A 26232-nucleotide genomic window follows, 5' to 3' on the forward strand; every position below is an offset into this window, starting at 1 on the left:
GCACTACTCATTTAACGTGCCTATCTAAAGATAGCAAGCCATTTCGCGATTTACCTGATTGAAATGTGGTGAACTCTCATATTCAAGCCATCAATGCGAACGCTGCTTGAAACTTTAGAGTAAATGTATAACTATTTGTATAGTCAATTATAGGCTTGGTTAAAGAATCATGAGTAACTCCCCTTTATATCTGCAAATTAAGCAGTTCATCGATGACAAGATCGAGTCAGGCCAATGGCCTGTTGGTCACCAAATTACCACCGAACTGGAGCTAACCAAGCAGTTTCAAGTCAGTCGTATGACGGTCAATAAAGCGATCCGAGACTTGGTTTCAGAAGGTAAACTGCAAAGAAAACCAAGGTTAGGCACTTTTGTCTGTGCGCCTGAAGAGAAGGCGGAATCTCCTCTGCTCGATATCAGAAACATCGCTGAAGAAGTCACACAACGTGGTAAAAGCTACTCAAGTAAAGTGGTAAAACAGCTGTCCATGTCAGCAGATGAAAGTATTGCAATCAAACTGGGCGTGATGCTTAACACACCTATTTTTTATAGTGAAATCATTCACTTTGAAGACAAAACGCCAATCCAATTAGAAATCAGATGGGTCAATGCTGCGTATGCACCGAACTATTTGCAGCAAGACTTTACCCAAATAACCCCTAACCAATACTTATCTCAAAATTGCCCACTCAGCGCCATTGAGCATACCGTGGAAGCGATCATCGCTGACGCACATGTTCGTTCATCATTAGCATTAACCGCCAACGAGCCATGTTTGTTATTGAATCGTAGAACATGGAGCCAAGATAAACTCGTCAGCTCTGCATTGCTCTACCATCCAGGCTCTAAGTACAAATTAAGTTCTAAGGTTTTGCTCTGATCTAGAGGATCATAACCCACAGCCGATCACATTTTTGCAACATTACCCTTGCACTATTGATCATCCTAAACCAATATTTGTATATACATTTAAACCTATATGGATTTAGCCAGTATGAGCAACCACAACAACATACAAAAAACCTCTGAACAACATATCGATTTGGTGCTGGCCAATGCTCGCATCGTATCAATGGTCAGTGGCGCTGCTGGCTATACGGTGTCGGAACCGACTCATATTCATGTATGTGACAGGAAGATCGTTAAGATTTCCGATGAGATCCCTACAACCAGCAATATTTATGACTGCAAGAATCAGTTGGTTACTCCGGGATTCATCGACTGCCACACTCACCTTATTTACGCAGGTAACCGCGCTAACGAATTTGAAATGCGTTTAAATGGTGTCCCATATCAAGAGATTGCCAAACAAGGTGGCGGTATTTTATCTACGGTGCGGGCTACTCGCGAAGCCAGCGAAGAACAACTGATCGAGTTGGCACTGCCACGTTTAGATGGGCTGATCCGAACAGGTGTTACATCCGTTGAGGTAAAATCAGGTTACGGGCTGACACTGAGCGACGAAATCAAGATGCTGCGTGCCGCTAAAGCACTAGAAGATCACAGAGCAATCCGCGTCACACCAACTTTACTGGCTGCTCATGCCCTGCCACCAGAGTATGTAGGCAAGGCCGACGATTACATCGATTTCATCTGTCAGGAAATCATTCCTCTTGTTGCTGAAGAACAACTGGCCACCAGCGTCGATGTTTTTTGTGAATCCATCGGCTTTAACTTAGATCAGACAGAGAAAGTATTCTTAGCGGCACACCAGCATGGCCTAAAAATCAAAGGTCACACAGAGCAGCTGTCAAACCTAGGCGGCACTGCGCTTACCGCTCGTCATGAAGGATTATCAGCCGATCATATCGAATTTTTGGATGAACAAGGTGTCGCGGCTATGGCTCAGTCAGGCACGGTTGCGACGTTGCTACCTGGCGCTTTTTATTTTCTTCGTGAAACGCAGCTTCCACCGATTGCTTTACTCCGCGAGCACAGTGTACCCATGGCGATTGCAACAGATTTGAACCCAGGCACATCGCCTTTTGCAGATTTGACTATGATGATGAATATGGGCTGTACGTTGTTTGGCTTAACTCCGGAAGAAACACTGCGTGGGGTAACATGCAACGCGGCAAGAGCATTAGGCTATGGCGAAAGTAGAGGCCAAATCCAAGTTGGTTTTGATGCCGACCTAGCAATTTGGGATGTTTCTCATCCTGCAGACTTCAGCTACCAGCAAGGTGTTCCTCGCCTATCAGCACGTCTTGTTAATGGGAAAATAAGCTATGTCTGAGCAATTTAAAGTTAGGCTGCCGGTCACAAATCAAGAGTTTCACTGGCAAGGTAGACACGACGCTGAAGATGGCGACTTAGGAAAGCGCGTTCATCACGTCATGAAAAAAATACCCGTACAAGCGCTGGAACCTTACAGAAACGGTGTCAGTATCCTTGGTTTTGCGTGCGATGCGGGTGTTGCGCGCAACAAAGGTCGAGTGGGTGCTCGTAAAGCACCTGATTTGATCCGCCGTGCTCTGGCCAACATGGCTTGGCACAAAGAAAGTACGCTGATTGATTTGGGCAATGTGAGTTGTGAAGACGATCTACTCGAACAGGCTCAATCAGATTGCGCATCAGTGATCGCACAAGCACTTCGTTCGACCCCTGTCATTACCTTAGGTGGTGGTCATGAAGTGGCTTGGGCCTCATTTCAAGGCTTAGCACGCTATTTTGAGTACTTAAACCCAGTAAAGCCACCGAAGATCGGCATCATTAACTTTGATGCGCACTTTGATCTGCGCGTGTTTGAAAGTATGAGCGTGGATGTTAAACCAAGTTCTGGCACCCCATTTAATCAAATTCAACGTTATTGCCATGACAACAACTGGCCATTTCACTATGCCTGCTTAGGTGTTAGCCGTGCCAGCAATACTGAAGCGTTGTTCAAAATCGCAGATGAACTCAACGTGTGGTACGTGGAAGATAAAGATCTGGCGCATCTGAACCATATTTATCACCTCACGCAGCTACAGCATTTCATCGATAACTGTGACTACATCTATCTCACTATTGACTTAGATGTGTTCCCAGCAGCAACCGCCCCTGGTGTTAGCGCACCCGCAGCGAGAGGCGTCAGCATGGATACGCTGGCAATCTTTTTAGACAGAATTTTGCATTACAAACAAAAGTTGGTCATCGCAGATATTGCTGAGTATAACCCGACGTATGACGTAGACAGTCAAACCGCCAGGTTAGCCGCTCGGCTCTGTTGGGATATTGCCAACGCTTTTTCCGAAAAATAGAAATATGCAGATAGCCCTTTTAGCTAGGTCTAACACGGACTTGGCCACCCTACTGCTATCTGAATTTAGTGAAACACAAGGAGTCTTACCATGACGGAACGCCAAGTAGAAGATAAGCGTCTCGATACTACTCGTACCATTCGTGCACCACACGGCACCACTTTGAGAGCAAAGTCTTGGCTGACGGAAGCCCCGCTTCGTATGCTGATGAATAACCTAGACCCAGATGTGGCCGAGCACCCACATTCGTTGGTGGTATACGGTGGCATTGGTCGCGCAGCACGTAACTGGGAGTGCTATGACAAAATTGTTGAGGTTTTAGAGCGCCTAGAAGACGATCAAACTCTTGTGGTTCAGTCTGGTAAGCCTGTTGGTGTTTTCCCTACCCATAAAAACGCACCTCGCGTGCTAATTGCAAACTCAAACCTTGTTCCTCACTGGGCTAACTGGGAACACTTTAACGAATTAGATAAACAAGGCCTGATGATGTACGGCCAGATGACCGCAGGCAGCTGGATCTACATCGGCTCTCAGGGCATTGTCCAAGGCACTTATGAGACCTTTGTCTCAGTCGCTAAAAAGCATTTTAACGGTGAACCTAAAGGTCGATGGATTTTAACTGGTGGCCTTGGCGGAATGGGTGGTGCTCAACCTCTTGCGGCGACAATGGCTGGCTTCTCAATGATCGCCGTTGAGTGTGATGAATCACGTATCGATTACCGCTTACGTACTGGCTATGTTGACAAAAAAGCCACCAGCTTAGATGAGGCTCTGGCTATCATTTACGAATCTGATACACCGGTATCCGTCGGCCTGCTTGCAAACGCAGCAGACGTGTTCCCTGAACTGGTTGAACGTAACGTCACTCCAGATGTGGTGACAGACCAAACCTCTGCGCACGATCCTTTGAACGGCTACCTACCTCTGGGTTGGTCTATGGAACACGCTGCGGAAATGCGCTTAAAAGATGAAGCGGCGGTGGTAAAAGCGGCAAAAGAGTCGATGGCGGTTCAAGTTAAAGCCATGCTAGAACTACAAGAACGCGGCGCGGCAACGCTAGACTACGGTAACAATATCCGCCAGATGGCGCTAGAAGAAGGTGTCGAAAACGCATTTGACTTCCCTGGCTTTGTACCTGCTTACATTCGCCCGCTATTCTGCGAAGGTATTGGTCCATTCCGTTGGGCAGCACTTTCTGGCGACCCAGAAGACATTTACAAGACTGACCAAAAAGTGAAAGAGCTGATCCCGGACAACCCTCACCTGCATAACTGGTTAGATATGGCTCGCGAACGCATTCAGTTCCAAGGGCTACCAGCGCGTATCTGCTGGGTAGGCTTACAAGATCGTGAACGCTTGGGCCAAGCATTCAACGAAATGGTGAAAAACGGTGAACTAAAAGCACCCGTTGTCATTGGACGCGATCACTTAGACTCAGGCTCCGTTGCTAGCCCAAACCGTGAAACAGAAGGCATGATGGACGGTTCGGATGCAGTTTCAGATTGGCCGCTACTGAACGCTTTGTTAAACACAGCAGGCGGTGCGACTTGGGTATCTCTGCACCACGGTGGTGGCGTAGGCATGGGATTCTCGCAACACTCAGGCATGGTGATCTGTTGTGACGGTAGTGAAGATGCATCACAACGTATTGCTCGCGTCCTCCATAATGATCCTGCAACTGGAGTTATGCGCCATGCTGATGCTGGCTACGATATCGCGAAGAAATGCGCGGCTGAGCAAGGCCTAGACTTGCCTATGCTTAACGAAGAACTGAAAAAGCTGAAATAAGCAGACCTGAAGTAAGGAAAATGAAAATGTTAAATTTAATGCTAAAGCCGGGACAGATTAGCTTAATAGAGCTGCGCCAAGTGAGCCGTTCTCCTGTGAATCTATCGCTTGATCCAGCGGCATTTCCTGCTATCGAAGAGAGTACTCAAGTCGTAGAGCAAGTGATCGCAGAAGATCGCACTGTCTACGGCATCAACACCGGTTTCGGTCTGCTGGCAAACACACGTATTGCACCCGCTGATCTTGAAACACTGCAAAAAAGTATCGTGCTTTCTCATGCTGCGGGTATTGGGGAATTCATGTCGGATGAAACCGTCCGCCTGATGATGGTCCTTAAGATCAACAGCTTATCACGTGGCTATTCGGGCATCCGCTTACAAGTCATTCAGGCCTTGATTCAACTTGTTAATTCTCAGGTCTACCCATGCGTACCACAAAAAGGCTCGGTAGGTGCATCTGGTGACTTAGCGCCACTTGCACACATGAGCACGGTACTATTAGGTGAAGGGCAAGCGCGTCATAATGGCAAAGTCATTTCAGGATTAGAGGCGCTTAAAATTGCAGGGCTTGATCCGATTACTCTTGCACCAAAAGAAGGCCTCGCGCTGCTTAACGGCACGCAAGCGTCAACCGCGTTTGCACTGGAAGGCTTATTCGCCGCAGAAGACTTGTTCGCTTCTGCAACAGTGTGTGGTGCCATGTCTGTTGAAGCTGCATTAGGTAGCCGCCGACCATTTGACCCACGTATCCATCGCGTGCGCGGTCATCGCGGCCAAATGGATGCTGCAATGGCATACCGCCATATGTTGGACACAAGTAGTGAGATTGGAGATTCGCATACCAGCTGTGAAAAAGTTCAAGACCCATACTCACTGCGTTGCCAGCCTCAAGTCATGGGCGCGTGTTTACAGCAAATCAGAAACTCGGCCGATATTCTAGAAATCGAAGCGAACTCTGTATCGGATAACCCACTGGTCTTCGCCGATGACGGCGACATTATCTCTGGTGGCAACTTCCACGCAGAACCCGTCGCCATGGCGGCTGATAACCTTGCTTTGGCAATTGCTGAAATTGGTAGCCTTTCTGAACGTCGTATGGCGCTGCTTATCGATAGCGCACTAAGTAAACTGCCACCATTCTTAGTCGACAACGGCGGCGTGAACTCGGGCTTTATGATTGCTCAGGTCACCTCTGCCGCGCTAGCAAGCGAGAACAAAACATTAGCGCACCCAGCTTCTGTCGACAGCTTGCCAACGTCCGCTAACCAAGAAGATCACGTCTCGATGGCAACATTTGCAGGCCGTCGTCTGCGTGATATGGCAGAAAATACGCGTGGTATTTTAGCCGTAGAATATTTGTCAGCGGCTCAGGGCATTGATTTCCGTGCACCCAATAAATCGTCGGCAAGAGTAGAAGAAGCCAAGCAAATTCTGCGTGAGCGCGTCTCTTTCTACGACAAAGACCGATACTTTGCCCCAGACATTGAGCAAGCGAACACTTTGCTTAAGCTGGCGGTACATAACCACTTAATGCCGGAAGCCATTCTACCTAGCGTATAAAAACTAATGGCCGAAAACAAAGCCCCCCACTCGTTCGTGGGGGGGCTTTGTTCTTTAATGTTTACGCCTTAAAAGTGGCAATAGCAGAACTAGGGAGAGCCAACCAAAGCTACCACCGCCTCCTCCACTACGACTTGCATCAGAAGTAGAATCTGGATTTGATGTACGTCGGAAGTTAGAGATGAACACCGCATCTTCTCCCTGGTCGACCGACAAGTCCTTTCTATACTCAAACTTGATGCGGTTTGTGTAACCAGGTAAATAAACTGGAACTTCTTCCTTATAATCACCGCCAGCACTACCAAAGAGATTACCATTCACGTATACGGACAGTTGATCTGCCGATTCTGAAGAAGCTCTCGCATCAAATACGTAATCGCCCGACGGTAGACCATCAAAAATAACAGCTGAGCGTTCATTATGAGAAATAGGTGCCGAACGAATACCGTCAGAGGTCACTTGCCAAGGTTTGGCATTACTATAAACACCCACATTATCCAATGATAAAGCATCTGCTAATACTGTATTTGCAGCTTGTGCGATTTCATATAAAGCGACTGAACCCGCACTGTACGCGCTCCCGTTTTACTGATAATCAAAAGTTACGCCCACAGGCTGTAACCCATAGTTACTCGCATTAAAATTGACTGAAACTGTACAACTATCACCTGCAGTTAAATTCCCATTTAGCATGCAGTTATTTGCCAGAAGCTCACTACCCTCACCCCATGCAGAGATAAGAATGCCATTAATTTCATCGGTTGTAGATAAGTTGGTAAATGTAAACTCGTGCCTGTTTTGACCTAAATTTTTATAACCCGCAAATCTCGATTGCGAGTAGCTTAGCCCTGATGTCACTTGCTCGATCCAATCAACATAGCGGCTAATATTGGTATACACCCCGTATGAGCCAGCGTAACCACACCTAATTGAGCCAAAGCTGACGATCCCCAGTTGTGTTCTGTCGTTATCGATGACAAGTGGGCCACCACTATCACCACGACAGGAGTCATAACCCTCATACTGATAACCTGCACAGAAGTTCTCTGAACCAGAATCACTCGTCACAGATGGAAAGGCATCTGCACAAGTATTTTGATCTACCATTGGAACGGTGACTTCAAGCAGTTGGGCAGACGTTGTATGGTTACCTAACTCAGGCGTCGTCGACCCCCAACCAGCAACGGTTAGATCCGTGCCAACAGCTGTGCTGTTTCGGGTCTGGGCATCGGCCAGTTGAACAGGAACCGCTTCATTAGAGGTTAATGGCCTTGGGAGTTCGATGATCGCAATATCGTTCTTGAGATTACTACCGTTATACTCAGGATGGATATAGAAGTGCTGTACCGGAAGCCTAACCCCTTCATTGTGCTCATTATTGAGGTTGTTAATACCTACAATGACCTCAAAATCTTCTTTGGAAACACGTTCCACACAGTGGGCCGCCGTTAAGATATAGCGGTCACCGATGTAACTACCACCACAAAATTGACCTTCATACGCAGAAGATCCCTTTGTCACTAAAGCGGTTATATAAGGCCAATCATTGCTCGTGGCATTAGTACCATCAATAATGCGAGGTGAGATTTCTTGGGCAAGGCTTGAAGTTGCCAGCAAACAAGTTGCTGAGCCAATAAAGACAGGTAGAGGCCAACGTATAATGCGTTCAGTTTCCTATTAAATGATATGCATTGGCAATCGATAATATCGCTGAATAAAAGCTGGCGACACCCTAGTGCGGCTCAATTGGACAAACCAGTTTAATAAATGCGAGCTATCGCTAGATCCAACGCCTTACTCGCTGTTTATATTGGCGGTACTTGTCTCCAAATAACTTCTCTAAAGCTCGCTCTTCAGGAATGATTTGAAAGCGGTTCATATACGGAATAAAAGTGAATGCGCACATAATTGCAAGCAAGTTTTGGTGCCAATAAGCGAAACCGAACAGGAGTAGGAATAGAGCGAGATACATTGGATTTCGCGTATAAGAGAAAATGCCCGAATCTACAACAGTGGAGGCATCTTCAACTTTCACTGGGTGAATGGTCGTGTTCTTTCGGTGGAACTCATAGACACCCGCCACACCAACAAATCCAGACAAGACAAAACAAACCAGGAATACAAAGACTTCGAGCGGAAGTGGCACAGTCAACGAAGTAACTTCATTAGACACTCGATTAATGATCACCACTAAAACAATAAATACTGCAACTGGTGGAATCTTGCGCTCTAACTTATCCATAAGCCTTTATCACTTTGTTTTATATAACTATATAAAAATAGCCCAGTATACGATACTGGGCTATGTCTGTTTAAACTAGCTGTAACAACGCTTGAACTGGGTGATGAACTTTTACCCCTTCAAAGCGCTTCACCTGACTTCGACATGAGTAACCTGTGACCAAACAGCGGTCTTTAGGCAAGGTGTCTAAACTTGGTTTCCAGCTTAACCCGTAAATATCTTTCGACATTTGGAGTTTATCAACCTCGTGCCCAAAGGTACCCGCCATGCCACAACAGCCGACAGGAACGGTTTTTAACTGACCGCCAAAATGAGTGAAAATCTCTCCCCACTCTTTCTCCGCGTTTGGCATCTTAGTTTTTTCAGTACAGTGAGCTAGCAAGTACCAAGGTTCTTCATCTGCTTGGGTTGATGCCGCAAACTCATTCAGTCTAGGGCGTAACCATTCATGCGCCGTCAACACCTCGAAATCGCCTCGCTTGTCCCCAAGGACTTCTTGGTATTCATCGCGATAACAAAGGACGAGAGCTGGATCCACACCGACTAATGGGATATCCAAATCAGCGACCTGTTGCAAGAACGCCGCGGTTGTACTCGCACTTTTCGCAAATTGCTTTAAGAACCCTTTAATATGCTGTGCTTTTCCATTTGGCTTAAACGGAAGTAATACTGGCGTTTTACCCAATTTAAGCACCAATTTGGCAAAGTCTTCGACCACGCTCGCGTCATAGTAGGTTGTAAATGGGTCCTGAACGATCACGACATGGTTTTGTTTTTCATCCGCAGATAAGTTAGCCAAGTGCTGAAGATCAAAGTCTTTTAAGCTGTTCAATCTTTCTTCAAGCGTTGGGACTGACAGCAAAGGCGTATCAACATAACCAATGGTTGAAGCTGTTAGTTTTTGTACCCACTTTTGTTTAATCGCACCGTTCACCAACTTCGGCGCTTTGGCCATCACAGGTAGCATTGTTTCGATATTAGCGACTAAATAGTCTTTCGCCGGGCGCTGGTAACGCGAGTAATAAATATTCAAAAAACGTGAGCGGAAACTCGGCACATCCACCTTAATCGGGCATTGGCTGGCACACGCTTTACATGCTAGACAGCCATTCATCGCTTCATACACTTCGTGTGAAAAGTCATACTCATGACGTTTGTTTAGCGTATTTCTGACCCGATCAATCATGGTTTTGACTGGCGTATTATTCGCGAGAGCCTGTTGCTCTAAATCGAGAATATCAATGCCTTGCTCTGTAAGTTGTCTTAGCCACTCTCTCACCAACCCTGCCCGGCCTTTCGGCGAATGACGACGGTCTGCTGTCACCTTCATAGAAGGACACATCGGAGACGAGGTATCGTAGTTAAAGCACAACCCGTTACCGTTACATTCCATTGCTTGTTTAAAACTATCACGGACTTTAACGTCGATTTGGCGGTCAAAATAACCACGCTTGGTGTCCGTCACTTTTACTAATTCTGCATCGCTTTCTAGAGGCGTACAGATTTTACCTGGGTTCATTTTATTGTGAGGGTCAAAGGCCGCTTTAACGCGTCTTAACTCGGTAAAAAGCTCGTCACCAAAAAACTCAGGGCCATATTCTGAGCGATAGCCTTTCCCGTGCTCGCCCCACATCAAGCCGCCATACTTAGCAACCAGCTTAACCACTTCGTCGGAAACTTCATGCATTAACGTTTCTTGTTTTGGATCACATAGGTCTAACGCTGGGCGCACGTGCAATACACCAGCATCAACGTGGCCAAACATACCGTAGTTCAACTGTTTCGCGTCCAGTAACTCTCGAAATTCAACGATAAAATCCGCCAAATTTTCTGGCGGTACACACGTATCTTCCGCAAAAGCAACGGGCTTCGCGCGGCCTTTGGCAGCACCAAGTAGACCTACCGCTTTTTTACGCATGTTGTAGATTCGACCAATGCTGGCAAGGTCGTCACACACCTGATAACCGATAATACCCGCCTGCCCTTGCTCAAGCATTTCATCCAAGCGTGCCGTTAACTCGGCCACTTGTTGCGCGACCTCTTCTTCGTCTTGGCCCGCGTACTCGACCATATTGATGCCTTGCATCTCTTTGCCAGGCACATCAGTCAGTAAATCGCTCACGGTATGCCAAACAATGTCTTCTTTCGCAAGGTTAAGCACTTTAGAGTCAACGGTTTCAACCGACAACGCTTTAGCTTCCACCATTAATGGGGCATTGCGAAGCGCTGAGTCAAAACTGTCGTATTTTACGTTAACCAGCGTACGTGCTTTGGGAATCGGAGTCAGGTTTAACTTCGCTTCGGTGATAAAGGCCAGTGAACCTTCCGCGCCACATAAAACGCGCGTTAGGTTAAACTCATCACTTTCTTCATCAAGCGCATTTTTGAGATCGTAGCCCGTTAAGAAGCGGTTCAGAGGCGGAAACTTCGCGTTAATCTGTTCGCGCTTTTCTCGGCAAACTTGCTCTGTCACCTTTAATGCTTCATGCGCGTATTCACCTGGATCAGGTAAACCTTTGGAAAGGTCCGATTCAAGCACTGAGCCGTCGGCAAATACTGCTTGCAACGACAAAACATGATCCGAGGTTTTGCCGTATTTTAGCGAACCTTGACCCGATGCATCAGTATTGACCATACCACCCAGTGTTGCTCGGTTACTGGTTGACAGGTCCGGCGAGAAAAAGTAACCGTAAGGTCGAACCGCATCATTAAGCTGGTCTTTCACCACACCCGTTTGGACACGAACCCAGCCTTCTTCTGCGTTAATTTCGAGCACATTATTCATGTGACGTGAAAGATCAACGACAACACCCTTAGTCAATGATTGGCCATTGGTACCTGTACCACCGCCACGAGGGGAAAAAGTAATCCTTTCATATTCAGGTTTTACACTTAACTGCCCGACTAGTGACACATCTTGTGTCGACTTAGGGTGCACAACCGCTTGAGGCAACTGCTGATAAACACTGTTATCCGTTGCGACAGCTAAGCGACTTGAATATTGGCTTTCGATATCTCCAGAAAATCCTGATTGTTTCAGCTCTTCCAGAAAAGTGAGGACGATGGGATCTACGTCAGATTGAGAGTGTAGTCTTGGTAACATTTGCTTCCTGCCCCTACTACGCTGATCCTGTCAGCATTGGGTTCTATGTGATATGGTTTTAATTTTTGAATCATGTCACTTTACAACATTTAAAAGGGTGATCAAAACAGAAATGCAGTGTCAAATTAGCACTTCGCGCATTTCTTTCTCACTCTTTAAAATCATGGACTTGATTTAAAGTGTCTTTACGAGCAAATCATCAATGAAGAAAACAAAAATCATCACCACAGAAGATATTTTATTAACACTTTGTCAATCTGTTTCCGGAGTTTTAACATCTGCCACCAGCTCTCAAGTTAACTATTCGGCCATGGTGCAGAAAATTACCAAAACAAGCCTTAAACCTGATTTTGGCTGCTTCGTGTTATTTGATGGCGGGTTCTCTGGCTTGGTTGTGATCAACTTCACCGCTAAAGCTGCACTAGAGATTTACACAAACTACATGCGCAACATGGGCATGCCAGAAGAAGAAATTGCCGTTCTACATACTTCTGACGAAGTCGCAGATGTACTCGGTGAGCTAATGAACCAGCTAGTAGGTAACTTTACTAACCAAGTTCGCAAAACCCTGCAAACGCACATCACTCAAAACCAGCCGAAAATGCTCGCGCTAAATAAACAAGTGGTTCTCTCGGTAGACACCAATTTAGATCGTCCTCAAGCGCGCCGTGTGACCTTCTCAACCGAAAAAGGCAACATTTTCTACCTTGAATTAGCAATGGATAAAACAGAGTTTATTCAGCTAGAAGAGTTTGAAACACCAGAAGACGAGTGTCCTGATGCCATTTTAGAGCAAGCACGCCAGCAGATGGAGTCAAAAGATAAACCTAAATCGAGCCATGACGTTGATCCTAATGACCTGCTGGATGAACTCGGCATCTAATCTCCCCTATCAGCGCCACCTCTCACATGTGGCGCAATTTTTAGCTGCAAATTTCCATTTAAAAGTTTAGCAACGTAACGCTTTTAAACACTCGGTTTCCGTTTTAACGCAGAACACGTTAAAATGGCCGACTTTTCAAAATTAGTTACTGCTGTTGTGTCGATGGATAAACAAAAAGCCCTTAAAAAAATTGCGAAGTGCCTTGAGCTTGGTAATTCAGCTAACGTAAACGAAGCTGCGAACGCGATAAAAATGGCTCACCGCTTGATGATGAAATATGGTCTGGATAAAGACGATATCGAATTTATCAAGATGGGCAAAACGCAATCGACACATTTACTCCCGTCTAATGTGGGCTCGCATTTGCTACGCATTATTCGTGGTATCAATACTAAATTTGGTGTTGAGGCGGTACTCCTTAATCATAAGGGACTTAAGCGCGCAGAATTTATTGGTGAAGCCGATAGAGCAATTTTCGCCGCATTTGCTTTCGATATCATCTACCGAGAAATGAACGAGCAAACAGGTAAATTCCGCAATAGTTTTGCGGGTACTGGCACCCCATCAGGTGAAGTTACGCGCCGCGTAAACTCATTTTTATCTGGCTGGGTAGAAGGCGCATTAGAGAAGTTGCCAATCATTAGCCCTGATGAAGAATCTGCTAAGAAGATTGATGACTATATCGATAAAGAGTTTAAAAATATCGATAGAGAAACGTTTAAACAGCAACTTAGAGAAGCGATGAAGAACCTGACCGATGATTACGAAGTCGGTTTAAAGAAAGGTCGCAAGGTGTCGGTAAATAGGCCTATTGATGGTGCACAAGCGCCTAAGATGCTACGCTAATACTCGTTAAGGCTCCGTTAAGGTTACGTCAATTATCATAGAAACTATTGACTTATATGGCTCTATCGGGATTATTCCTCTCCCAGAATTTCTAACAAATACTTCTGAAATCTTTTCAGAAAATATGGAGATGTACTTGTGAAAAAAATTACGCTTGCTCTAGCGGTTGCTATCGCTCTATCTGGCTGTCAGGCTACTCAACGTCAGAGCGCAACAACAGGTGAAACAGAAACTAACTCTGCAACAACAGGTGCTATTCTTGGCGCTATTGCTGGTGCAGCGGTCGGTGTTGCAACGGGTGATGACGCGAAAGATCGTCGTAAACGTGCCCTTATCGGCGCAGCCGGTGGTGCAGCAGTCGGTGGTGGTGTAGGCTACTACTTTGACCAACAAGAAGCGGCACTACGTCAAGAACTTCTGAACTCTGGCGTACAAGTTGAACGTGTCGGTGAAAACCAACTGCTTCTACGTATGGAAAACGGTATCGGCTTTAACTCTAGCTCATACCAGCTTGATCCAAGCATCCACAATACACTTCGTGGTGTTGCTCGTATTCTTGTTGAATACCCAGACACAAGCCTTGTGATTGATGGCCACACAGACAGCACTGGCGGCGACACACTAAACCAAGTTCTTTCTGAGCGTCGTGCTGAATCTGTTCGTTCATACTTAATTTCTCAAGGCGTAGCTTCAGGCCGTGCAATTGCTCGTGGTAACGGTGAGCGCTACCCACTATGTACAAATGAAACAACAACTGGCCGTGCATGTAACCGCCGCGTTGAGATCCAGATCCTTCCTCTTAAATAGCATTTTTGGATTGATCAATTGTGATAGAAATGGCTTCTTCGGGAGCCATTTTTTATTTCTCATCTAATTGCTTTAAACTACATTCACCCAAATACCATTGTTAAAGGGCTCGCCTTGAAATTCATTGCTATCGTCTTTCTTTTGATCTCCCCATTCTGTTTTTCCAACACGATTGACGACTTAACAGCTAAAGCTCAGTCTCAAGATCCTAATGCTCAATATCAGCTTGGACAACGCTACTTGGATGGAGATGGCGTAGAACCTTCTAGCAATGAAGCCATATATTGGTTAGAACAGTCTGCAAGCAACGGAAATCATGAAGCCGTGTTTTCCCTGACTAACCTGTACCTTGAAGACACTACAGATAAAAAACAAACCGACCGCGCGATTTACTGGTTAACGACGCAGGCTGTATCCGGCAGTGTCAAAATGCAAACTCAGCTCGGCAAAGTCTATGAACAGCTTAACCAACTAGATTTGGCAAAAATTTGGTATCAGGTAGCAGCAAAAAACAGTGAAGATGCGCAGCGAGGATATGAACGCGTACTCGAAAAACAATTTAATGCGCAACGTGCCAAGCAAGTATCATCAATAGACCAGCTTGAAGTGGCTTTTGAGGGCACCGATATAGAACTAGACGCCCTACCACAACCAGAGTTGATTTCTGAAGAGGATGAGTCTCCTTTTGCCTATGTATCTGCTGCTTTAACCCTTCTACTCTTGCTACTCTTCGCCTGGCACCGCAAAAAAGTGGGTGAGTTAGCCCATGCGTCTCAATCTTCAATTTCAGAATCACAACAAGCAACGCAATCGCTTCAGAAACAACTAAAAGCGCAAACGCTCACCATCAAGCAGCAAAAACGCCAACTCGACACACTGTATCGACAGTTTAAAAAGTTACAAGCGAGCAAAGCACCAGCACCACAAGGATCTGCTAGCGATAATAAGGCCGCGGTAGCATGTGCTCTTTTAGGGTTTCAACCTTCTAAGCTGCCAGATAGCAAGGAAATCAAAGCAAGATATAAACAGCTCTGTAAGATCTATCATCCCGATAGACAAGGAAGTGAAGAAGAAATGAAACGTTTGAACAGTGCGCTAAAAGTTGCGCTAAATATTGTTAATAAATAGTTACACATAATGATTTTTTAAAATGCTTTTTTTCGACACACTCGGAATTAAAGGGCTGCGCAATCGATCCCCCTCCCATTAACGATAACAAATAGTTAACTTTCATAGCATCGTCGTGTCATAATTTGCACCGAATTTATCACCTAGGTCTTTAAGGTGGGGAGAAAACTATGTTTACGATCGAAGGTATCTGTGACTGGTGTAAAAAGCCAAGCTTGTTAACAAAACACGAGTACGTTGATGGTAAGTGTCATCACTCATGCAAAGAGTGCCATCACTTAGCCGTTATAGACGTGCGTCAATTCAACGTCGGTGAGCTTCAGCAGCGCGAGCGACAGCAGGCGGCACGCTAATCACATATTCTCCAGAATGAAATGGGCCACCGCGAAGGTGGCCTTTTTGATGCCCAAACTGAAACACAGCGAATGCATAACCGACAGACACGTTACTGTGGAATGATCGCATCAGGTTGTTGTTCTGGCGCCGCACAGCTGAATGCTTGAATATCACGAAGTGACCTTGTCACTTCGTGAATGGTAGGAAAAGAAGTCAAATCCACATTAAAGCGCTCTGCATTGTAAACCTGCGGTATGAGGCATGCGTCAACTAACGATACGCAGTCTCCCACACAATACCTTCCACTTGTTTGCTCTAGCTTTTTCTCTAAACTCTGAAACCCAGTTTCTACCCAATATTGGTACCACTGATTTTTCATCTCTTCAGAAAAGTTTCCTTTGCTGGACAAATACTGCAATACCCGCAAGTTGTTAAGAGGATGGATATCGACAGCGATATCCTGTGCCAACGCTTTTACAACATAGCGCGTGTCTTTATCCTTTGGCACCAAAAGTACCTCAGGATACTGTTCATCTAGGTAGTCAATAATCGCAAGTGACTGGTTAAGGCGAACATTACCATCTACCAACACAGGGACGAGTTCACTCGGATTCAGTGTTTTAAACATGGCGGAGTGCTGCTCTCCGCCATGTTTGACCAGATGAATTGACTGCTGTTGGTAGTCTAACCCTTTTAAGTTCAACGCGATTCTGACTCTGTATGCAGCGGATGAACGCCAATAGCCATAGAGCGTAATCTGGGACATCAGTATTTCACCACTTGCTGATCGATCGCACCAAAAATCGAGTTTCCGTCGGAATCCTGCATATCAATTTTGATTCTGTCGCCAAACTTCATGAAACTGGTCGAAGGTTGACCATCACGGATAGTCTCTATCATTCGCACTTCCGCAATGCACGAATAGCCCACGCCACCTTCAGAAATAGCGGTTCCAAAATCTGTCCCCTGCTTATTAGATACCGTACCCGAACCAATGATTGCCCCCGCCGCCAACGGACGAGTCTGCGCCGCATGAGCTACCAGCTCAGGAAACTCAAACGTCATATCAATGCCCGCATTTGGACACCCAAATGGCGCATCGTTGTAATGAGAAAGTAGCGGTAAGTTCACTTTGCCACCGTCCCACGCATCACCCAACTCATCAGGTGTCACAGCAACCGGCGAGAACACTGAAGAAGGTTTAGACTGGAAGAAACCGAACCCTTTTGCGAGCTCATTAGGGATCAAGCCACGCAATGAAACATCATTGACCAACATAAGTAGTTTGATCTTAGAAGCCGCCTCTTCCGCTGAAGCACCCATTGGCACATCATCGGTAATGACCGCCACTTCACCTTCAAAATCGATCCCCCACTCTTCACTCCCCACAGGAATATCATCTCGCGGGCCAATAAATGCGTCAGAACCACCTTGGTACATTAAAGGATCGGTCCAAAAACTCGGAGGCATCTCAGCGCCACGAGCTTTGCGCACAAGCTCAACGTGATTAACATAAGCGCTACCATCCGCCCACTGATAAGCTCGCGGTAAAGGCGATTCACACAGAGTTTGATCAAACTCCATTTCGTTAACGAGTTCACCTTCATTCAGCGCGGTATAAACTTCTTTGAGCTGCGGCTCTACTTTGTCCCAATGATCGAGCGCTTGTTGTAGGTGCTCAGCAATTTCTGGCACGGCAACACATTTTGACAATTGCTTATTGACGACCACCAACAGGCCATCTCGAGTATTATTTTTTAGGGTCGCTAACTTCATTCCATTTCCCTTTTGCTCTTTCTACACTTTCCAGCTGTAGACATATTCTTTATTTTCGACCATTTGCGCTTCTTCACTGAATTGCAGCGCATGACGCGTATCAATCATCACCGCCACTTCATCGGTGAATTTTTTCTTATACTCCTGCCCTGCTTGGAATGCCTTAGGGTGAGGGCCGTGAGTGAACCCCGCTGGGTGGAAAGTCACCATACCGGCTTCGATATTGTCACGACTAAAAAAGTCACCAGCGTGATAGAAAAGCACTTCATCGTAATCGTCATTGTTGTGATAGAACGGCACTTTGAGTGCACCCGGGTCGCTTTCAATAGGACGCGGCACAAACGTACAAATGACAAACCCTGCGCCAACAAAGGTGGTATGAGCCGATGGCGGCAGATGATAGCGGTGTGACATTAATGGTCTGATATCACGCCAATTGACTTTCACCACAGCCAGATCACCGTGCCAACCAATCGCATCTAGCGGGTTGAACGGATAAGTGATGGTGCTGACTTTTTCATGGCGTTTAACCTGTACCTGAGTTTGCTGCTCTGAATACTGTGCTTGGAATTGGGTATTGATTGACGGAACCTGTAAAACAGCAGGGTCAAATACCGCATGGTTACCCACCATACCTTTATCAGGCAGTGTGTACGCTGCGTCGGTATTTTCCACCATCAAAATAAACATCGGCTCTGATGGTTCTAATCGCCAGTTGGTTGAGCGAGGGATCACCACGTAATCACCTTCACTGACTTCCAAATGACCATAATCGCAATAGAGATCCGCTTTACCTTGGTGGATAAACAACAACTCATCACCATCGGCATTGCGCACTAAAAAGTCCATCTTCTCATCCATCTTCCAAATGCGGATTTTGCAATCTGAGTTGTGAAGTAAATGAGGTACACTCCAAGGCGATATCTGGCTGGCTTTTTCAACTAAGTTAAAATTAAACGCGCGAGGACGCAGCTCCCCTTCCCATTCCGTCCAGCCCGTAGGGGCATGTTGGTGATGAAAATGAGCCGCTGGGCCAAAGAACCCACTTCGCCCCGCTTCTCTTTCGTAAATAGCCTCTTCCGGGAAGTCAGCATGTGCCTGTTTAGAGCACACTCCCTCCCGGTGAGGGAATGTGATCCATTTATGCATCGTTTAGTACTCCTCGGCGAATCTGATCTTCTTCGATCGATTCGAACAGGGCTTTAAAGTTACCCTCACCAAAGCCTTCGTTACCTTTGCGTTGAATGATCTCGAAGAAGACTGGGCCAATAACGGTTTGCGTGAAGATTTGTAGCAAAATGCCATCTTTCATTGGCGCGCCATCGATCAGAATTTGCAGTTCGCGCAACTTATCGACATCTTCTGTATGTCCTTCTACGCGCTCATTGATTTTTTCGTAGTAAGTATCTGGCGTTGGCATAAAGTCCATGCCGCGATCACGTAGCGTTTTTACGGTCTGATAGATGTCATCCGTCGCTAGCGCGATGTGCTGGATGCCTTCGCCGTTGTACTCGCGAATAAACTCTTCGATTTGCGATTTATCATCGGAAGACTCATTGATAGGGATACGGATTTTACCACAAGGCGCTGTCATCGCTCGGCTAACAAGACCTGTCAGCTTACCTTCAATATCAAAGTAACGAATTTCACGGAAGTTACCAATGCGCTCGTAGAAACCCGCCCACGTGTCCATGTTGCCTTGCTTCACGTTGTGCGTTAGGTGGTCAATTTCGTACATGCCGACGTCCATTTTTTGCAAACGTTCTTCAGCATCTGAGTAAAATTTAAAATCAACATCATAGATACTTTGTTTGCCATAACGGTCTACAAAGTAAAGTAGGCTTTGCCCAATTCCGTAAATCGCTGGAATGCTGAGTTCCATAGGGCCAATTTCCGTCCTATATTCCTCACCACCATTATTCAGTGCATGCTCTAGCGCCGCTGCCGCATCGTGGACGCGAAATGCCATACCACATACGGACGGACCATGGACCTTTGCGAATTCTTCCGCTTGGCTATGTGGTTGAGCATTCACAATAAAGCTGATGTCACCTTGGCGATACAACCATGCTTCTTTTGAGCGGTGCTTAGCGATTTCTGCGAAACCTAGCGAATTAAACAAATCTTTAAGTGCCTGGATTCCCTTCTCATCCGCAGCCGTATATTCCACAAATTCAAAGCCATCAGTGCCTAGTGGGTTAAACGCTTCGTTCATTCTTGGTCCCTCTTTTCATGTTTCAGCGTGTCTATACAATTAAGTTTGCTGAATAATGCGCTAAAGGGAACCTTTTCGCCTCACTTCACCCACTCATACACTGTTAAATAAATGTGTAAACAACGCCTTTACAGAAAAACAAAAGCATTAAAAATCAGAGTATTAAACAAAATTAATGGGTAACATTTTGTTTACATTGTTTGAATATAGTCTTTGTGGCGGTACAGCTAGAGGAAATGTATGAGAACGGAGTGTAAACAGTACTAACCTGATACAACTAAGTGATTGATGTTAAAGACAACAAAAAGCCGCACCAGAAGATGCGGCTTAAGTTTTCGATACGGATTAAGCTTGAAGTGGATAACGACTATAGGCCCAACTGTTCCGAGAGTGCCTTCATCTGCTTCAAGTCCATCTTGTGGACAGTGATCATTTGATTGATCTGACTTAAGCGGGAGTTCGCTTCATCTTGTTTATCACAGGAGTCTGATTTTGCATCCCATGATGTACCTTGCAAGTATGCGTCGCACTGTTTTTTCAACGCGACTATTTTAGGTTGCAGCTCTTCACGCTCTTTTTCCAACGCTTCGAGCTCCATCTTCACTTTCAGCTCTTGTTGGAATAGCTCTCGTGAACGTTCAAACATGGTCGCCTGCATGTCTGCTTGACGGTTTAATTTCACGTTCTGTTTGTCTGCTGCCGCGATCTTATTCTTTTGCTGATTGATTTGCTCTTCTAAAGAAAGGTTCACCTTCTCCAGCTCAGCCACTTGTGATTTTAGCGCAGCAAGCTGCTGATCATGTTCAGCTTTCTGCTCTTGAATTCTTTGTTCTAGTTTTTCCGCCACTTCGTTGTCAACATTAGCAACACGCTGTTCAACATTAACAATCAACTGGTCTTTTTCATCCACTAGCGATTGATATTTTTCTTCCATCTTTAAATATGTTGATTCCCACTTACTGGCAGTTAAAGTCGAACCTATCAGACCTCCTAAAGCCAAGCCAAGTACGGCTGCGATAGCAATATAGAGATAAGTTCGCCTGTCGCGCTCTTCTATAACAACAACGCCATCATCGCTATCTTCAATCTCGGTTTGCTTGTTCACTTACTGCTCCTACGTAACTAGCGTATCAATTCAGAAATCATTATTGCGGCGGTATAGACAAAGAAGCCTGATAATAAAGTCACGACAACGTATTTTTGCAACTTCTCACTAGTGCGGTAACGAATCAGCACAAACGCCAATGCCACCAAAAATACAATTGCAATTAATCGAGTCATACGCTCTCCTTGGCTAAAGCCGCTTAACACCACTACAAAGTGCTAACTGTCTAATTTATACCATCAAATCACATTCAATAGTCAGAGCTTAGTAGTTTTCTGTCAATTTGAGCTGTGCATTTGTACAATTGCATGCAGAACATTCAAATTATGAGTATCGCGTAGACAACTCTTCGTTGTACGCGGAATACTATTTGGTTGATACCCGAAAACGAGGTATAAAGAGCCAGTAAACTAATAGAGGCCAAATAATGAAACCATTTAAGTTGGAAAACAAAAAACGTCGTATCCTTAAGAAACTCTTCTTAGGCGAATTCGCAATGCTTGGTTTTGATATCAGCTGCGAAACAACAATCACAGACTTTGATCGCTACGATTCATTCGTTGATGACTTTATTGACTACATCGATAGCCTTGGTTTGTGTTTTGGCGGCGGCGGCCTTGAACACTTTGAAGGCTTCCTGTGCGCACAAAAATCGTTACCAAGATGCGACTGAAGAGCAAAAATGCACAAGTTGTTGCTTGGTTAGAAGCTCGCGAAGAAGTGAAATCAGTAGAAGCAAGCGACTTGGTAGACGCTAACTACTTCTAAGCTTCGCTCTAGCGCAAGATATTCTCTGAAATCCTCGGTTTTCATACTGGGGATTTTTGTATCTGAACACTTTTCACTCAAGCAGTTTAATTCCTTAACATTATTGTTGAATTAGCTCAAAAACATGATAGAGTTCACAAGTCATTTTCAGCAACATTAATGACCATCTTTTACTCATATAAATGAGTAATTGTTCCAATGAAGACTGCAGGAGAGTGGTTATTAACCAATTATTAACAATTGGTCAGCATAACCCGCCGAAGAATTAACTATTTCAGGTGCTGTTTTACACAGCAGGGACTGTAGTTGGAGGAACCTCTGGAGAGAACCGTTAAATCGGTCGCCGAAGGAGCAAGCTTAAGCTTTTATTACAAGCTAAGTGAAACTCTCAGGCAAAAGGACAGAGGAGTGAAAAGTACCACCAGCTATAAACGACCTGTCTTTAGCTTTTCGAGATCACCATCTCTGCTTTTCCCTCTTCTCCTTAGTAACGCTTTATCACTAATGGGGAAATCATGAATAACCTTCAATCTTTACTGACCACTATCGACCACTTTGTCTGGGGTCCACCGCTACTGATCCTTCTGGTAGGAACTGGCATTTACTTCACTTTTAGCCTTGGGGTCATTCAATTTCGACGCCTACCCTCTGCACTTAAGATGGTATTCAGTAAGGAAGATTCTAACAAACAAGGCGACGTTTCTAGCTTCGCTGCTTTATGTACCGCACTGTCCGCGACCATAGGTACGGGTAATATTGTTGGTGTCGCTACCGCAATTAAATTGGGTGGTCCGGGCGCATTGTTCTGGATGTGGCTGGCTGCACTGTTTGGTATGGCGACCAAATACGCCGAATGTTTACTTGCGATCAAATACCGCAAAGTCGATGACAAAGGCCAGATGGTCGGTGGTCCAATGTACTACTTACAGTACGGCGTTGGTTCAAAAGCACTTGCGATTATGTTTGCGGTTTTCGCGCTTGGTGTCGCCTGCTTTGGTATTGGTACCTTCCCGCAAGTCAACGCCATTTTAGACGCGTCTGAAATTTCATTTGGTATCTCGCGTGAAATATCAGCTAGCGTATTAACGCTATTGGTCGCGTTCGTCACTCTTGGTGGCATCCAATCTATTGCAAAAGTCGCGGGCAAAGTAGTCCCTACCATGGCGCTATTCTATGTGATGGCGTGCCTCAGCGTGATCATCATGAACGCAGACCAACTGCTTAATGCGGTTGAGCTTGTTTTGGTTTCTGCCTTTACCTCAACCGCTGCGACTGGTGGTTTCCTTGGCGCAAGCATTATGTTGGCGATTCAGTCAGGTATCGCGCGCGGTGTGTTCTCAAACGAGTCTGGCCTTGGTAGTGCACCAATGGCGGCTGCGGCAGCAAAAACCGATTCGTGCGTAAAACAAGGCCTGATCTCGATGACAGGTACGTTCTTCGACACCATTATCATCTGTACCATGACCGGATTGGCGCTTATCTTAACGGGCGCATGGCAAAGTGATTTTGCTGGTGCTGCCATGACAACCCATGCGTTTGCAGTGGGTTTGAATGCGGAAACCTTCGGACCACTATTGGTTTCAGTGGGTTTGATGTTCTTCGCGTTTACGACCATTCTTGGTTGGAACTACTACGGTGAACGTTGTGTGGTGTTCTTGTTCGGTACTAAAGCGGTATTACCTTACAAATTCATCTTCGTGGCTTTAGTGGCCTCTGGCGCGTTCCTACAACTCGACTTGATCTGGATTATTGCAGATATCGTCAACGGCCTAATGGCAATTCCAAACCTCATCGGCTTAATTGCGCTACGCCATGTTGTGTTAGAAGAGACCAAACGCTACTTCTCGCAAGGAGTTGAATCCATAAAAACAGCCCCTGCACAAAGTTAAGCACCCAGAGTTAAGCATCCAAAAAAACAGCGACCCAAGGTCGCTGTTTTTTATTTCTGCATTTCATATTTCAAAACGAGATTACTTCTCTTCAAGCATAAGCTTTACACCTAGGCTGACTAATACCACACCTGTTGTCCCTTCCATCCAATTCATAAAGCGAGCACTTTTCAGTAAGCTCTTAGCCGAGCTTAACGCCCCCGCTAAGCCACACTGCCATACCATCGCAATAACAAAGTGAATTGATGCCATCAACGTCGATTGTAAAAATGCCGAACCTTCAGGGTTTATAAACTGCGGTAAGAACGCCAGGTAAAATACTGCCGTTTTCGGGTTCAATACGTTGGATAAAAAGCCCTCACGTAAAGAACGCGCAAAAACAAAATCGTGGATTGAACTGTCACTACGCGAAGCACTCGGCGCCGACTGGCTATGCCAAAGCCCTTTTAAACTGCTAAAGCCTAGATAAATCAGATAAGCCGCACCCACCATTTTTACTGCATTAAACAGCTCTGCCGATTGAGCTAGAATGGCCGAAATACCAATGGCTGAAAACGTGGCGTGCACGAACAAACCTAAGCAAATACCCACACTGGTTACCGCGCCGTCTGTGAATCCTCCACGTGAGGAGTTGCGTATCACTAACGCCGTATCCAACCCTGGGGTAAGCGTTAGTATGGTTATGGCAATCAAAAATGCCTCAAAATTCTGTATCAAGCTTATATCCACCAAGCAATTAATTACACTGATTCCTTTATATCCGCATTTACGACGATCTTTCAATCAATATTATACAAATTGAACAAGGTAAATTTTCCTGTTCTGCTTTTAGTTACCAACAAAAAGCCAAGGAGCGCCTTTCTAAAAGCTCCTCTCGTTGCGATCGAACTCTTAAACTCACCGTTAATCGTTACAATTTTCATTACCAACCTCTTGGTATGACCAGATAGGGTTGGTAAACTTTTGTTTTTCATATAGTCATGGAAGGCGGCTCATGAGCGCATTCGAAAAACTCAAAGCACATTCACATAAAATTTCTCATTTCCAACACCTTGCTTCTATCTGCGGCTGGGACCAAGCGGCTGTCATGCCAAGTGGCGGCAGTCAGGCTCGCTCTGAAGCAATGGCCGAACTTTACGTGCATATGCACAACTTACAAACTCAGCCACAATTGGCCGATTGGTTTGCAGAAGCGGAGCAAGAAACGCTCAACCCTCAAGATTCCGCTACCCTGCGCGAATTAAAGCGAGGCTGGCAACAGGCAAACGTTTTGCCAGAATCGTTAGTACAAGCGAAATCTCTGGCAGGTTCAAAGTGCGAGCACGCTTGGCGTACTCAGCGTGGTGAAAATGATTGGCAAGGGTTCGAAAAAAACTGGGCAGAAGTGGTCAAACTTTCGCAAGAGGAAGCACAAATCCGTGCAGAAGCCACTGGGCTTTCACCATACGATGCGATGCTCGACATCTACGAACCGGGCACACAATCAGCCTCACTAGACGTACTGTTTAGCGATGTGAAAAGCTGGTTGCCAGAGATGATCGATCACGCGATCGACAAGCAATCTTCCGAGCAGTTCATCCAGCCACACGGCACTTTCGCGACTCAAACACAAAAAGCGCTTGGCCTTGATGTAATGAAACTGCTTCAGTTTGACTTTAACCACGGTCGACTAGACGAAAGCGTTCACCCATTCTGTGGCGGCGTACCAAGCGATGTGCGTATTACAACACGCTACGATGAAAACGAATTTGTTCAATCTCTGATGGGAATCGTACACGAAACGGGTCACGCGCGTTATGAACAAGGGCTACCAAAATCTTTGGCTGGATTGCCATCTGGTCAAGCGCGTTCAATGGGTATTCACGAGTCTCAGTCGCTGTTCTTTGAAATGCAACTTGGCCGCAGCAATGCCTTTATTGCGCATTTGGCCCATTTGGCGGGTGAGCACTTCACGGCTCAAGATAGCGCGCTATTCTCACAGGATAATTTCCAAAAGCTTTACACGCGTGTGAAGAAAGACTTTATCCGCGTTGATGCAGACGAGCTAACCTACCCTGCTCACGTTATTCTGCGCTACGAGATCGAACGTGACCTGATCAACGGCAACATCAAGCATACAGACGTGCCAGAGCTGTGGGATCAGAAAATGCAGGCGTACTTGGGCCTATCGACCAAAGACAATTACAAAAATGGCTGTATGCAAGACATTCACTGGACAGACGGCGCATTCGGTTATTTCCCTTCATACACCCTAGGAGCGATGTACGCAGCTCAATTTATGGCAGCTATGAAACAAACGGTCGATGTGGATACAGTGGTTGAATCTGGTGATCTCACGCCTATCTTTACTTGGCTTTCAGACAACATCTGGAGTAAAGGTAGCTTGTTAACGACGAATGAGTTGGTCACACAAGCAACGGGTGAAACACTGAATGCCCAGTTCTTTAAAGACCATTTGAAAGCACGTTACCTTTAATGAAAAAAGAGCAGCGATTGAGCTGCTCTTCTCTTTTCCCGATAAATCAATACGACTGGTTCATTTCAC

Annotated in this window: 23 protein-coding genes, 1 pseudogene and 2 riboswitches; of the genes and pseudogenes, 13 read left to right on the top strand and 11 right to left on the bottom strand. The window is 45.7% G+C overall.

The features are described from left to right. The first annotated feature begins 169 nt into the window (after positions 1 to 169). The 5 genes from hutC to hutH all read left to right on the top strand — a co-directional run bounded on the left by hutC (position 170) and on the right by hutH (position 6589). Positions 170 to 880 (top strand): histidine utilization transcriptional repressor HutC, encoded by a 711-nt coding sequence (gene hutC / locus VNE01S_RS12760; protein ID WP_053394010.1) that lies wholly within the window; start codon positions 170 to 172, stop codon positions 878 to 880. 192 nt (positions 881 to 1072) lie between these two features. Continuing rightward, positions 1073 to 2236, top strand: coding sequence for an imidazolonepropionase (hutI, locus tag VNE01S_RS12765; protein ID WP_053394084.1), 1164 nt, complete (start codon positions 1073 to 1075; stop codon positions 2234 to 2236). Beyond that, positions 2229 to 3242 carry a formimidoylglutamase gene (gene hutG / locus VNE01S_RS12770; protein ID WP_053394009.1) on the top strand — a complete coding sequence of 338 codons (1014 nt, stop codon included), beginning with the start codon at positions 2229 to 2231 and terminating at the stop codon, positions 3240 to 3242. Before hutI ends, hutG begins: the two co-directional genes overlap by 8 nt. A gap of 90 nt (positions 3243 to 3332) precedes the next feature. Continuing rightward, positions 3333 to 5030 (top strand): urocanate hydratase, encoded by a 1698-nt coding sequence (gene hutU, locus VNE01S_RS12775; RefSeq protein ID WP_053394008.1) that lies wholly within the window; start codon positions 3333 to 3335, stop codon positions 5028 to 5030. A gap of 20 nt (positions 5031 to 5050) precedes the next feature. Then, positions 5051 to 6589, top strand: coding sequence for a histidine ammonia-lyase (hutH, locus tag VNE01S_RS12780; RefSeq protein WP_174522336.1), 1539 nt, complete (start codon positions 5051 to 5053; stop codon positions 6587 to 6589). A gap of 54 nt (positions 6590 to 6643) precedes the next feature. Here hutH and VNE01S_RS19590 read toward each other — a convergent pair whose 3' ends face one another. The 4 genes from VNE01S_RS19590 to ydiJ all read right to left on the bottom strand — a co-directional run bounded on the left by VNE01S_RS19590 (position 6644) and on the right by ydiJ (position 11934). Beyond that, a complete protein-coding gene (locus tag VNE01S_RS19590; protein WP_245649894.1) occupies positions 6644 to 7081 on the bottom strand; it encodes a GlyGly-CTERM sorting domain-containing protein in 438 nt (145 codons plus the stop codon). Positions 7082 to 7174: 93 nt separating this feature from the next. Further along, positions 7175 to 8206 (bottom strand): S1 family serine peptidase, encoded by a 1032-nt coding sequence (locus VNE01S_RS19595; RefSeq protein ID WP_245649895.1) that lies wholly within the window; start codon positions 8204 to 8206, stop codon positions 7175 to 7177. Between the two features lie 163 nt (positions 8207 to 8369). After that, a complete protein-coding gene (locus VNE01S_RS12790; RefSeq protein WP_053394006.1) occupies positions 8370 to 8831 on the bottom strand; it encodes a methyltransferase family protein in 462 nt (153 codons plus the stop codon). 70 nt (positions 8832 to 8901) lie between these two features. After that, the gene (ydiJ, locus tag VNE01S_RS12795) at positions 8902 to 11934 is read right to left on the bottom strand and encodes a D-2-hydroxyglutarate dehydrogenase YdiJ (RefSeq protein WP_053394005.1); all 3033 of its coding nucleotides are present in this window, start codon (positions 11932 to 11934) and stop codon (positions 8902 to 8904) included. Between the two features lie 202 nt (positions 11935 to 12136). On the opposite strand from ydiJ, the gene VNE01S_RS12800 reads away from it, so the two are divergent. The 5 genes from VNE01S_RS12800 to VNE01S_RS12820 all read left to right on the top strand — a co-directional run bounded on the left by VNE01S_RS12800 (position 12137) and on the right by VNE01S_RS12820 (position 15951). Continuing rightward, complete coding sequence (locus VNE01S_RS12800; RefSeq protein ID WP_053394004.1) at positions 12137 to 12817, top strand: DUF3334 family protein; 681 nt, start codon at positions 12137 to 12139, stop codon at positions 12815 to 12817. Between the two features lie 162 nt (positions 12818 to 12979). After that, entirely contained in the window at positions 12980 to 13663 is a 684-nt protein-coding gene (locus VNE01S_RS12805) for a DUF2786 domain-containing protein (RefSeq protein ID WP_053394083.1), read from the top strand. A 138-nt stretch (positions 13664 to 13801) separates the two neighbouring features. Further along, the gene (locus VNE01S_RS12810; protein ID WP_053394003.1) at positions 13802 to 14470 is read left to right on the top strand and encodes a YiaD family glycine zipper/OmpA-like lipoprotein; all 669 of its coding nucleotides are present in this window, start codon (positions 13802 to 13804) and stop codon (positions 14468 to 14470) included. A gap of 114 nt (positions 14471 to 14584) precedes the next feature. Continuing rightward, positions 14585 to 15598: a J domain-containing protein gene (locus VNE01S_RS12815; protein ID WP_053394002.1), complete on the top strand. Its 1014-nt coding sequence runs from the start codon at positions 14585 to 14587 to the stop codon at positions 15596 to 15598. A gap of 170 nt (positions 15599 to 15768) precedes the next feature. Then, the gene (locus VNE01S_RS12820) at positions 15769 to 15951 is read left to right on the top strand and encodes a hypothetical protein (RefSeq protein WP_053394001.1); all 183 of its coding nucleotides are present in this window, start codon (positions 15769 to 15771) and stop codon (positions 15949 to 15951) included. Between the two features lie 92 nt (positions 15952 to 16043). On the opposite strand, the gene maiA is transcribed toward VNE01S_RS12820, so the two are convergent. The 6 genes from maiA to VNE01S_RS19465 all read right to left on the bottom strand — a co-directional run bounded on the left by maiA (position 16044) and on the right by VNE01S_RS19465 (position 21206). Beyond that, on the bottom strand, positions 16044 to 16700 hold the full coding sequence (gene maiA / locus VNE01S_RS12825) for a maleylacetoacetate isomerase (protein ID WP_053394000.1): 657 nt from the start codon (positions 16698 to 16700) through the stop codon (positions 16044 to 16046). Beyond that, complete coding sequence (locus VNE01S_RS12830) at positions 16700 to 17710, bottom strand: fumarylacetoacetate hydrolase family protein (RefSeq protein ID WP_053393999.1); 1011 nt, start codon at positions 17708 to 17710, stop codon at positions 16700 to 16702. The genes maiA and VNE01S_RS12830 overlap by 1 nt, the downstream gene beginning before the upstream one ends. Before the next feature lie 21 nt (positions 17711 to 17731). After that, complete coding sequence (locus VNE01S_RS12835) at positions 17732 to 18859, bottom strand: homogentisate 1,2-dioxygenase (protein ID WP_053393998.1); 1128 nt, start codon at positions 18857 to 18859, stop codon at positions 17732 to 17734. Next, complete coding sequence (gene hppD / locus VNE01S_RS12840; RefSeq protein ID WP_053393997.1) at positions 18852 to 19925, bottom strand: 4-hydroxyphenylpyruvate dioxygenase; 1074 nt, start codon at positions 19923 to 19925, stop codon at positions 18852 to 18854. Before hppD ends, VNE01S_RS12835 begins: the two co-directional genes overlap by 8 nt. 367 nt (positions 19926 to 20292) lie before the next feature. Beyond that, the gene (locus VNE01S_RS12845; RefSeq protein ID WP_053393996.1) at positions 20293 to 21030 is read right to left on the bottom strand and encodes a hypothetical protein; all 738 of its coding nucleotides are present in this window, start codon (positions 21028 to 21030) and stop codon (positions 20293 to 20295) included. Positions 21031 to 21047: 17 nt separating this feature from the next. Then, entirely contained in the window at positions 21048 to 21206 is a 159-nt protein-coding gene (locus VNE01S_RS19465) for a hypothetical protein (RefSeq protein WP_169773936.1), read from the bottom strand. Positions 21207 to 21457: 251 nt separating this feature from the next. On the opposite strand from VNE01S_RS19465, the pseudogene VNE01S_RS12850 reads away from it, so the two are divergent. Both VNE01S_RS12850 and VNE01S_RS12855 read left to right on the top strand, forming a co-directional pair. Next, a pseudogene (locus VNE01S_RS12850) lies at positions 21458 to 21798 on the top strand (YggL 50S ribosome-binding family protein). Between the two features lie 198 nt (positions 21799 to 21996). Next, a riboswitch (glycine riboswitch) is annotated at positions 21997 to 22111 on the top strand. 2 nt (positions 22112 to 22113) lie between these two features. Then, a riboswitch (glycine riboswitch) is annotated at positions 22114 to 22205 on the top strand. Between the two features lie 108 nt (positions 22206 to 22313). Beyond that, complete coding sequence (locus VNE01S_RS12855) at positions 22314 to 23687, top strand: alanine/glycine:cation symporter family protein (RefSeq protein ID WP_053393994.1); 1374 nt, start codon at positions 22314 to 22316, stop codon at positions 23685 to 23687. Positions 23688 to 23768: 81 nt separating this feature from the next. On the opposite strand, the gene VNE01S_RS12860 is transcribed toward VNE01S_RS12855, so the two are convergent. Then, positions 23769 to 24404 carry a LysE family translocator gene (locus tag VNE01S_RS12860; RefSeq protein WP_053394082.1) on the bottom strand — a complete coding sequence of 212 codons (636 nt, stop codon included), beginning with the start codon at positions 24402 to 24404 and terminating at the stop codon, positions 23769 to 23771. A 277-nt stretch (positions 24405 to 24681) separates the two neighbouring features. On the opposite strand from VNE01S_RS12860, the gene VNE01S_RS12865 reads away from it, so the two are divergent. Beyond that, entirely contained in the window at positions 24682 to 26163 is a 1482-nt protein-coding gene (locus tag VNE01S_RS12865; RefSeq protein WP_053393993.1) for a carboxypeptidase M32, read from the top strand. Positions 26164 to 26232 lie beyond the last annotated feature (69 nt).

This window comes from Vibrio nereis NBRC 15637 (assembly GCF_001591105.1).
Classification (GTDB): domain Bacteria; phylum Pseudomonadota; class Gammaproteobacteria; order Enterobacterales; family Vibrionaceae; genus Vibrio; species Vibrio nereis.

Excerpts from the sequence above, each read along its gene's own strand:
- hutC (WP_053394010.1), top strand. The coding sequence starts at position 170 with ATGAGTAACTCCCCTTTATATCTGCAAATTAAGCAGTTCATCGATGAC.
- hutI (WP_053394084.1), top strand. The coding sequence starts at position 1,073 with ATGGTCAGTGGCGCTGCTGGCTATACGGTGTCGGAACCGACTCATATT.
- hutG (WP_053394009.1), top strand. The coding sequence starts at position 2,229 with ATGTCTGAGCAATTTAAAGTTAGGCTGCCGGTCACAAATCAAGAGTTT.
- hutU (WP_053394008.1), top strand. The coding sequence starts at position 3,333 with ATGACGGAACGCCAAGTAGAAGATAAGCGTCTCGATACTACTCGTACC.
- hutH (WP_174522336.1), top strand. The coding sequence starts at position 5,051 with ATGAAAATGTTAAATTTAATGCTAAAGCCGGGACAGATTAGCTTAATA.
- VNE01S_RS12790 (WP_053394006.1), bottom strand. The coding sequence starts at position 8,831 with ATGGATAAGTTAGAGCGCAAGATTCCACCAGTTGCAGTATTTATTGTT.
- ydiJ (WP_053394005.1), bottom strand. The coding sequence starts at position 11,934 with ATGTTACCAAGACTACACTCTCAATCTGACGTAGATCCCATCGTCCTC.
- VNE01S_RS12800 (WP_053394004.1), top strand. The coding sequence starts at position 12,137 with ATGAAGAAAACAAAAATCATCACCACAGAAGATATTTTATTAACACTT.
- VNE01S_RS12805 (WP_053394083.1), top strand. The coding sequence starts at position 12,980 with ATGGATAAACAAAAAGCCCTTAAAAAAATTGCGAAGTGCCTTGAGCTT.
- VNE01S_RS12820 (WP_053394001.1), top strand. The coding sequence starts at position 15,769 with ATGTTTACGATCGAAGGTATCTGTGACTGGTGTAAAAAGCCAAGCTTG.
- maiA (WP_053394000.1), bottom strand. The coding sequence starts at position 16,700 with ATGTCCCAGATTACGCTCTATGGCTATTGGCGTTCATCCGCTGCATAC.
- VNE01S_RS12830 (WP_053393999.1), bottom strand. The coding sequence starts at position 17,710 with ATGAAGTTAGCGACCCTAAAAAATAATACTCGAGATGGCCTGTTGGTG.
- VNE01S_RS12835 (WP_053393998.1), bottom strand. The coding sequence starts at position 18,859 with ATGCATAAATGGATCACATTCCCTCACCGGGAGGGAGTGTGCTCTAAA.
- hppD (WP_053393997.1), bottom strand. The coding sequence starts at position 19,925 with ATGAACGAAGCGTTTAACCCACTAGGCACTGATGGCTTTGAATTTGTG.
- VNE01S_RS19465 (WP_169773936.1), bottom strand. The coding sequence starts at position 21,206 with ATGACTCGATTAATTGCAATTGTATTTTTGGTGGCATTGGCGTTTGTG.
- VNE01S_RS12855 (WP_053393994.1), top strand. The coding sequence starts at position 22,314 with ATGAATAACCTTCAATCTTTACTGACCACTATCGACCACTTTGTCTGG.
- VNE01S_RS12865 (WP_053393993.1), top strand. The coding sequence starts at position 24,682 with ATGAGCGCATTCGAAAAACTCAAAGCACATTCACATAAAATTTCTCAT.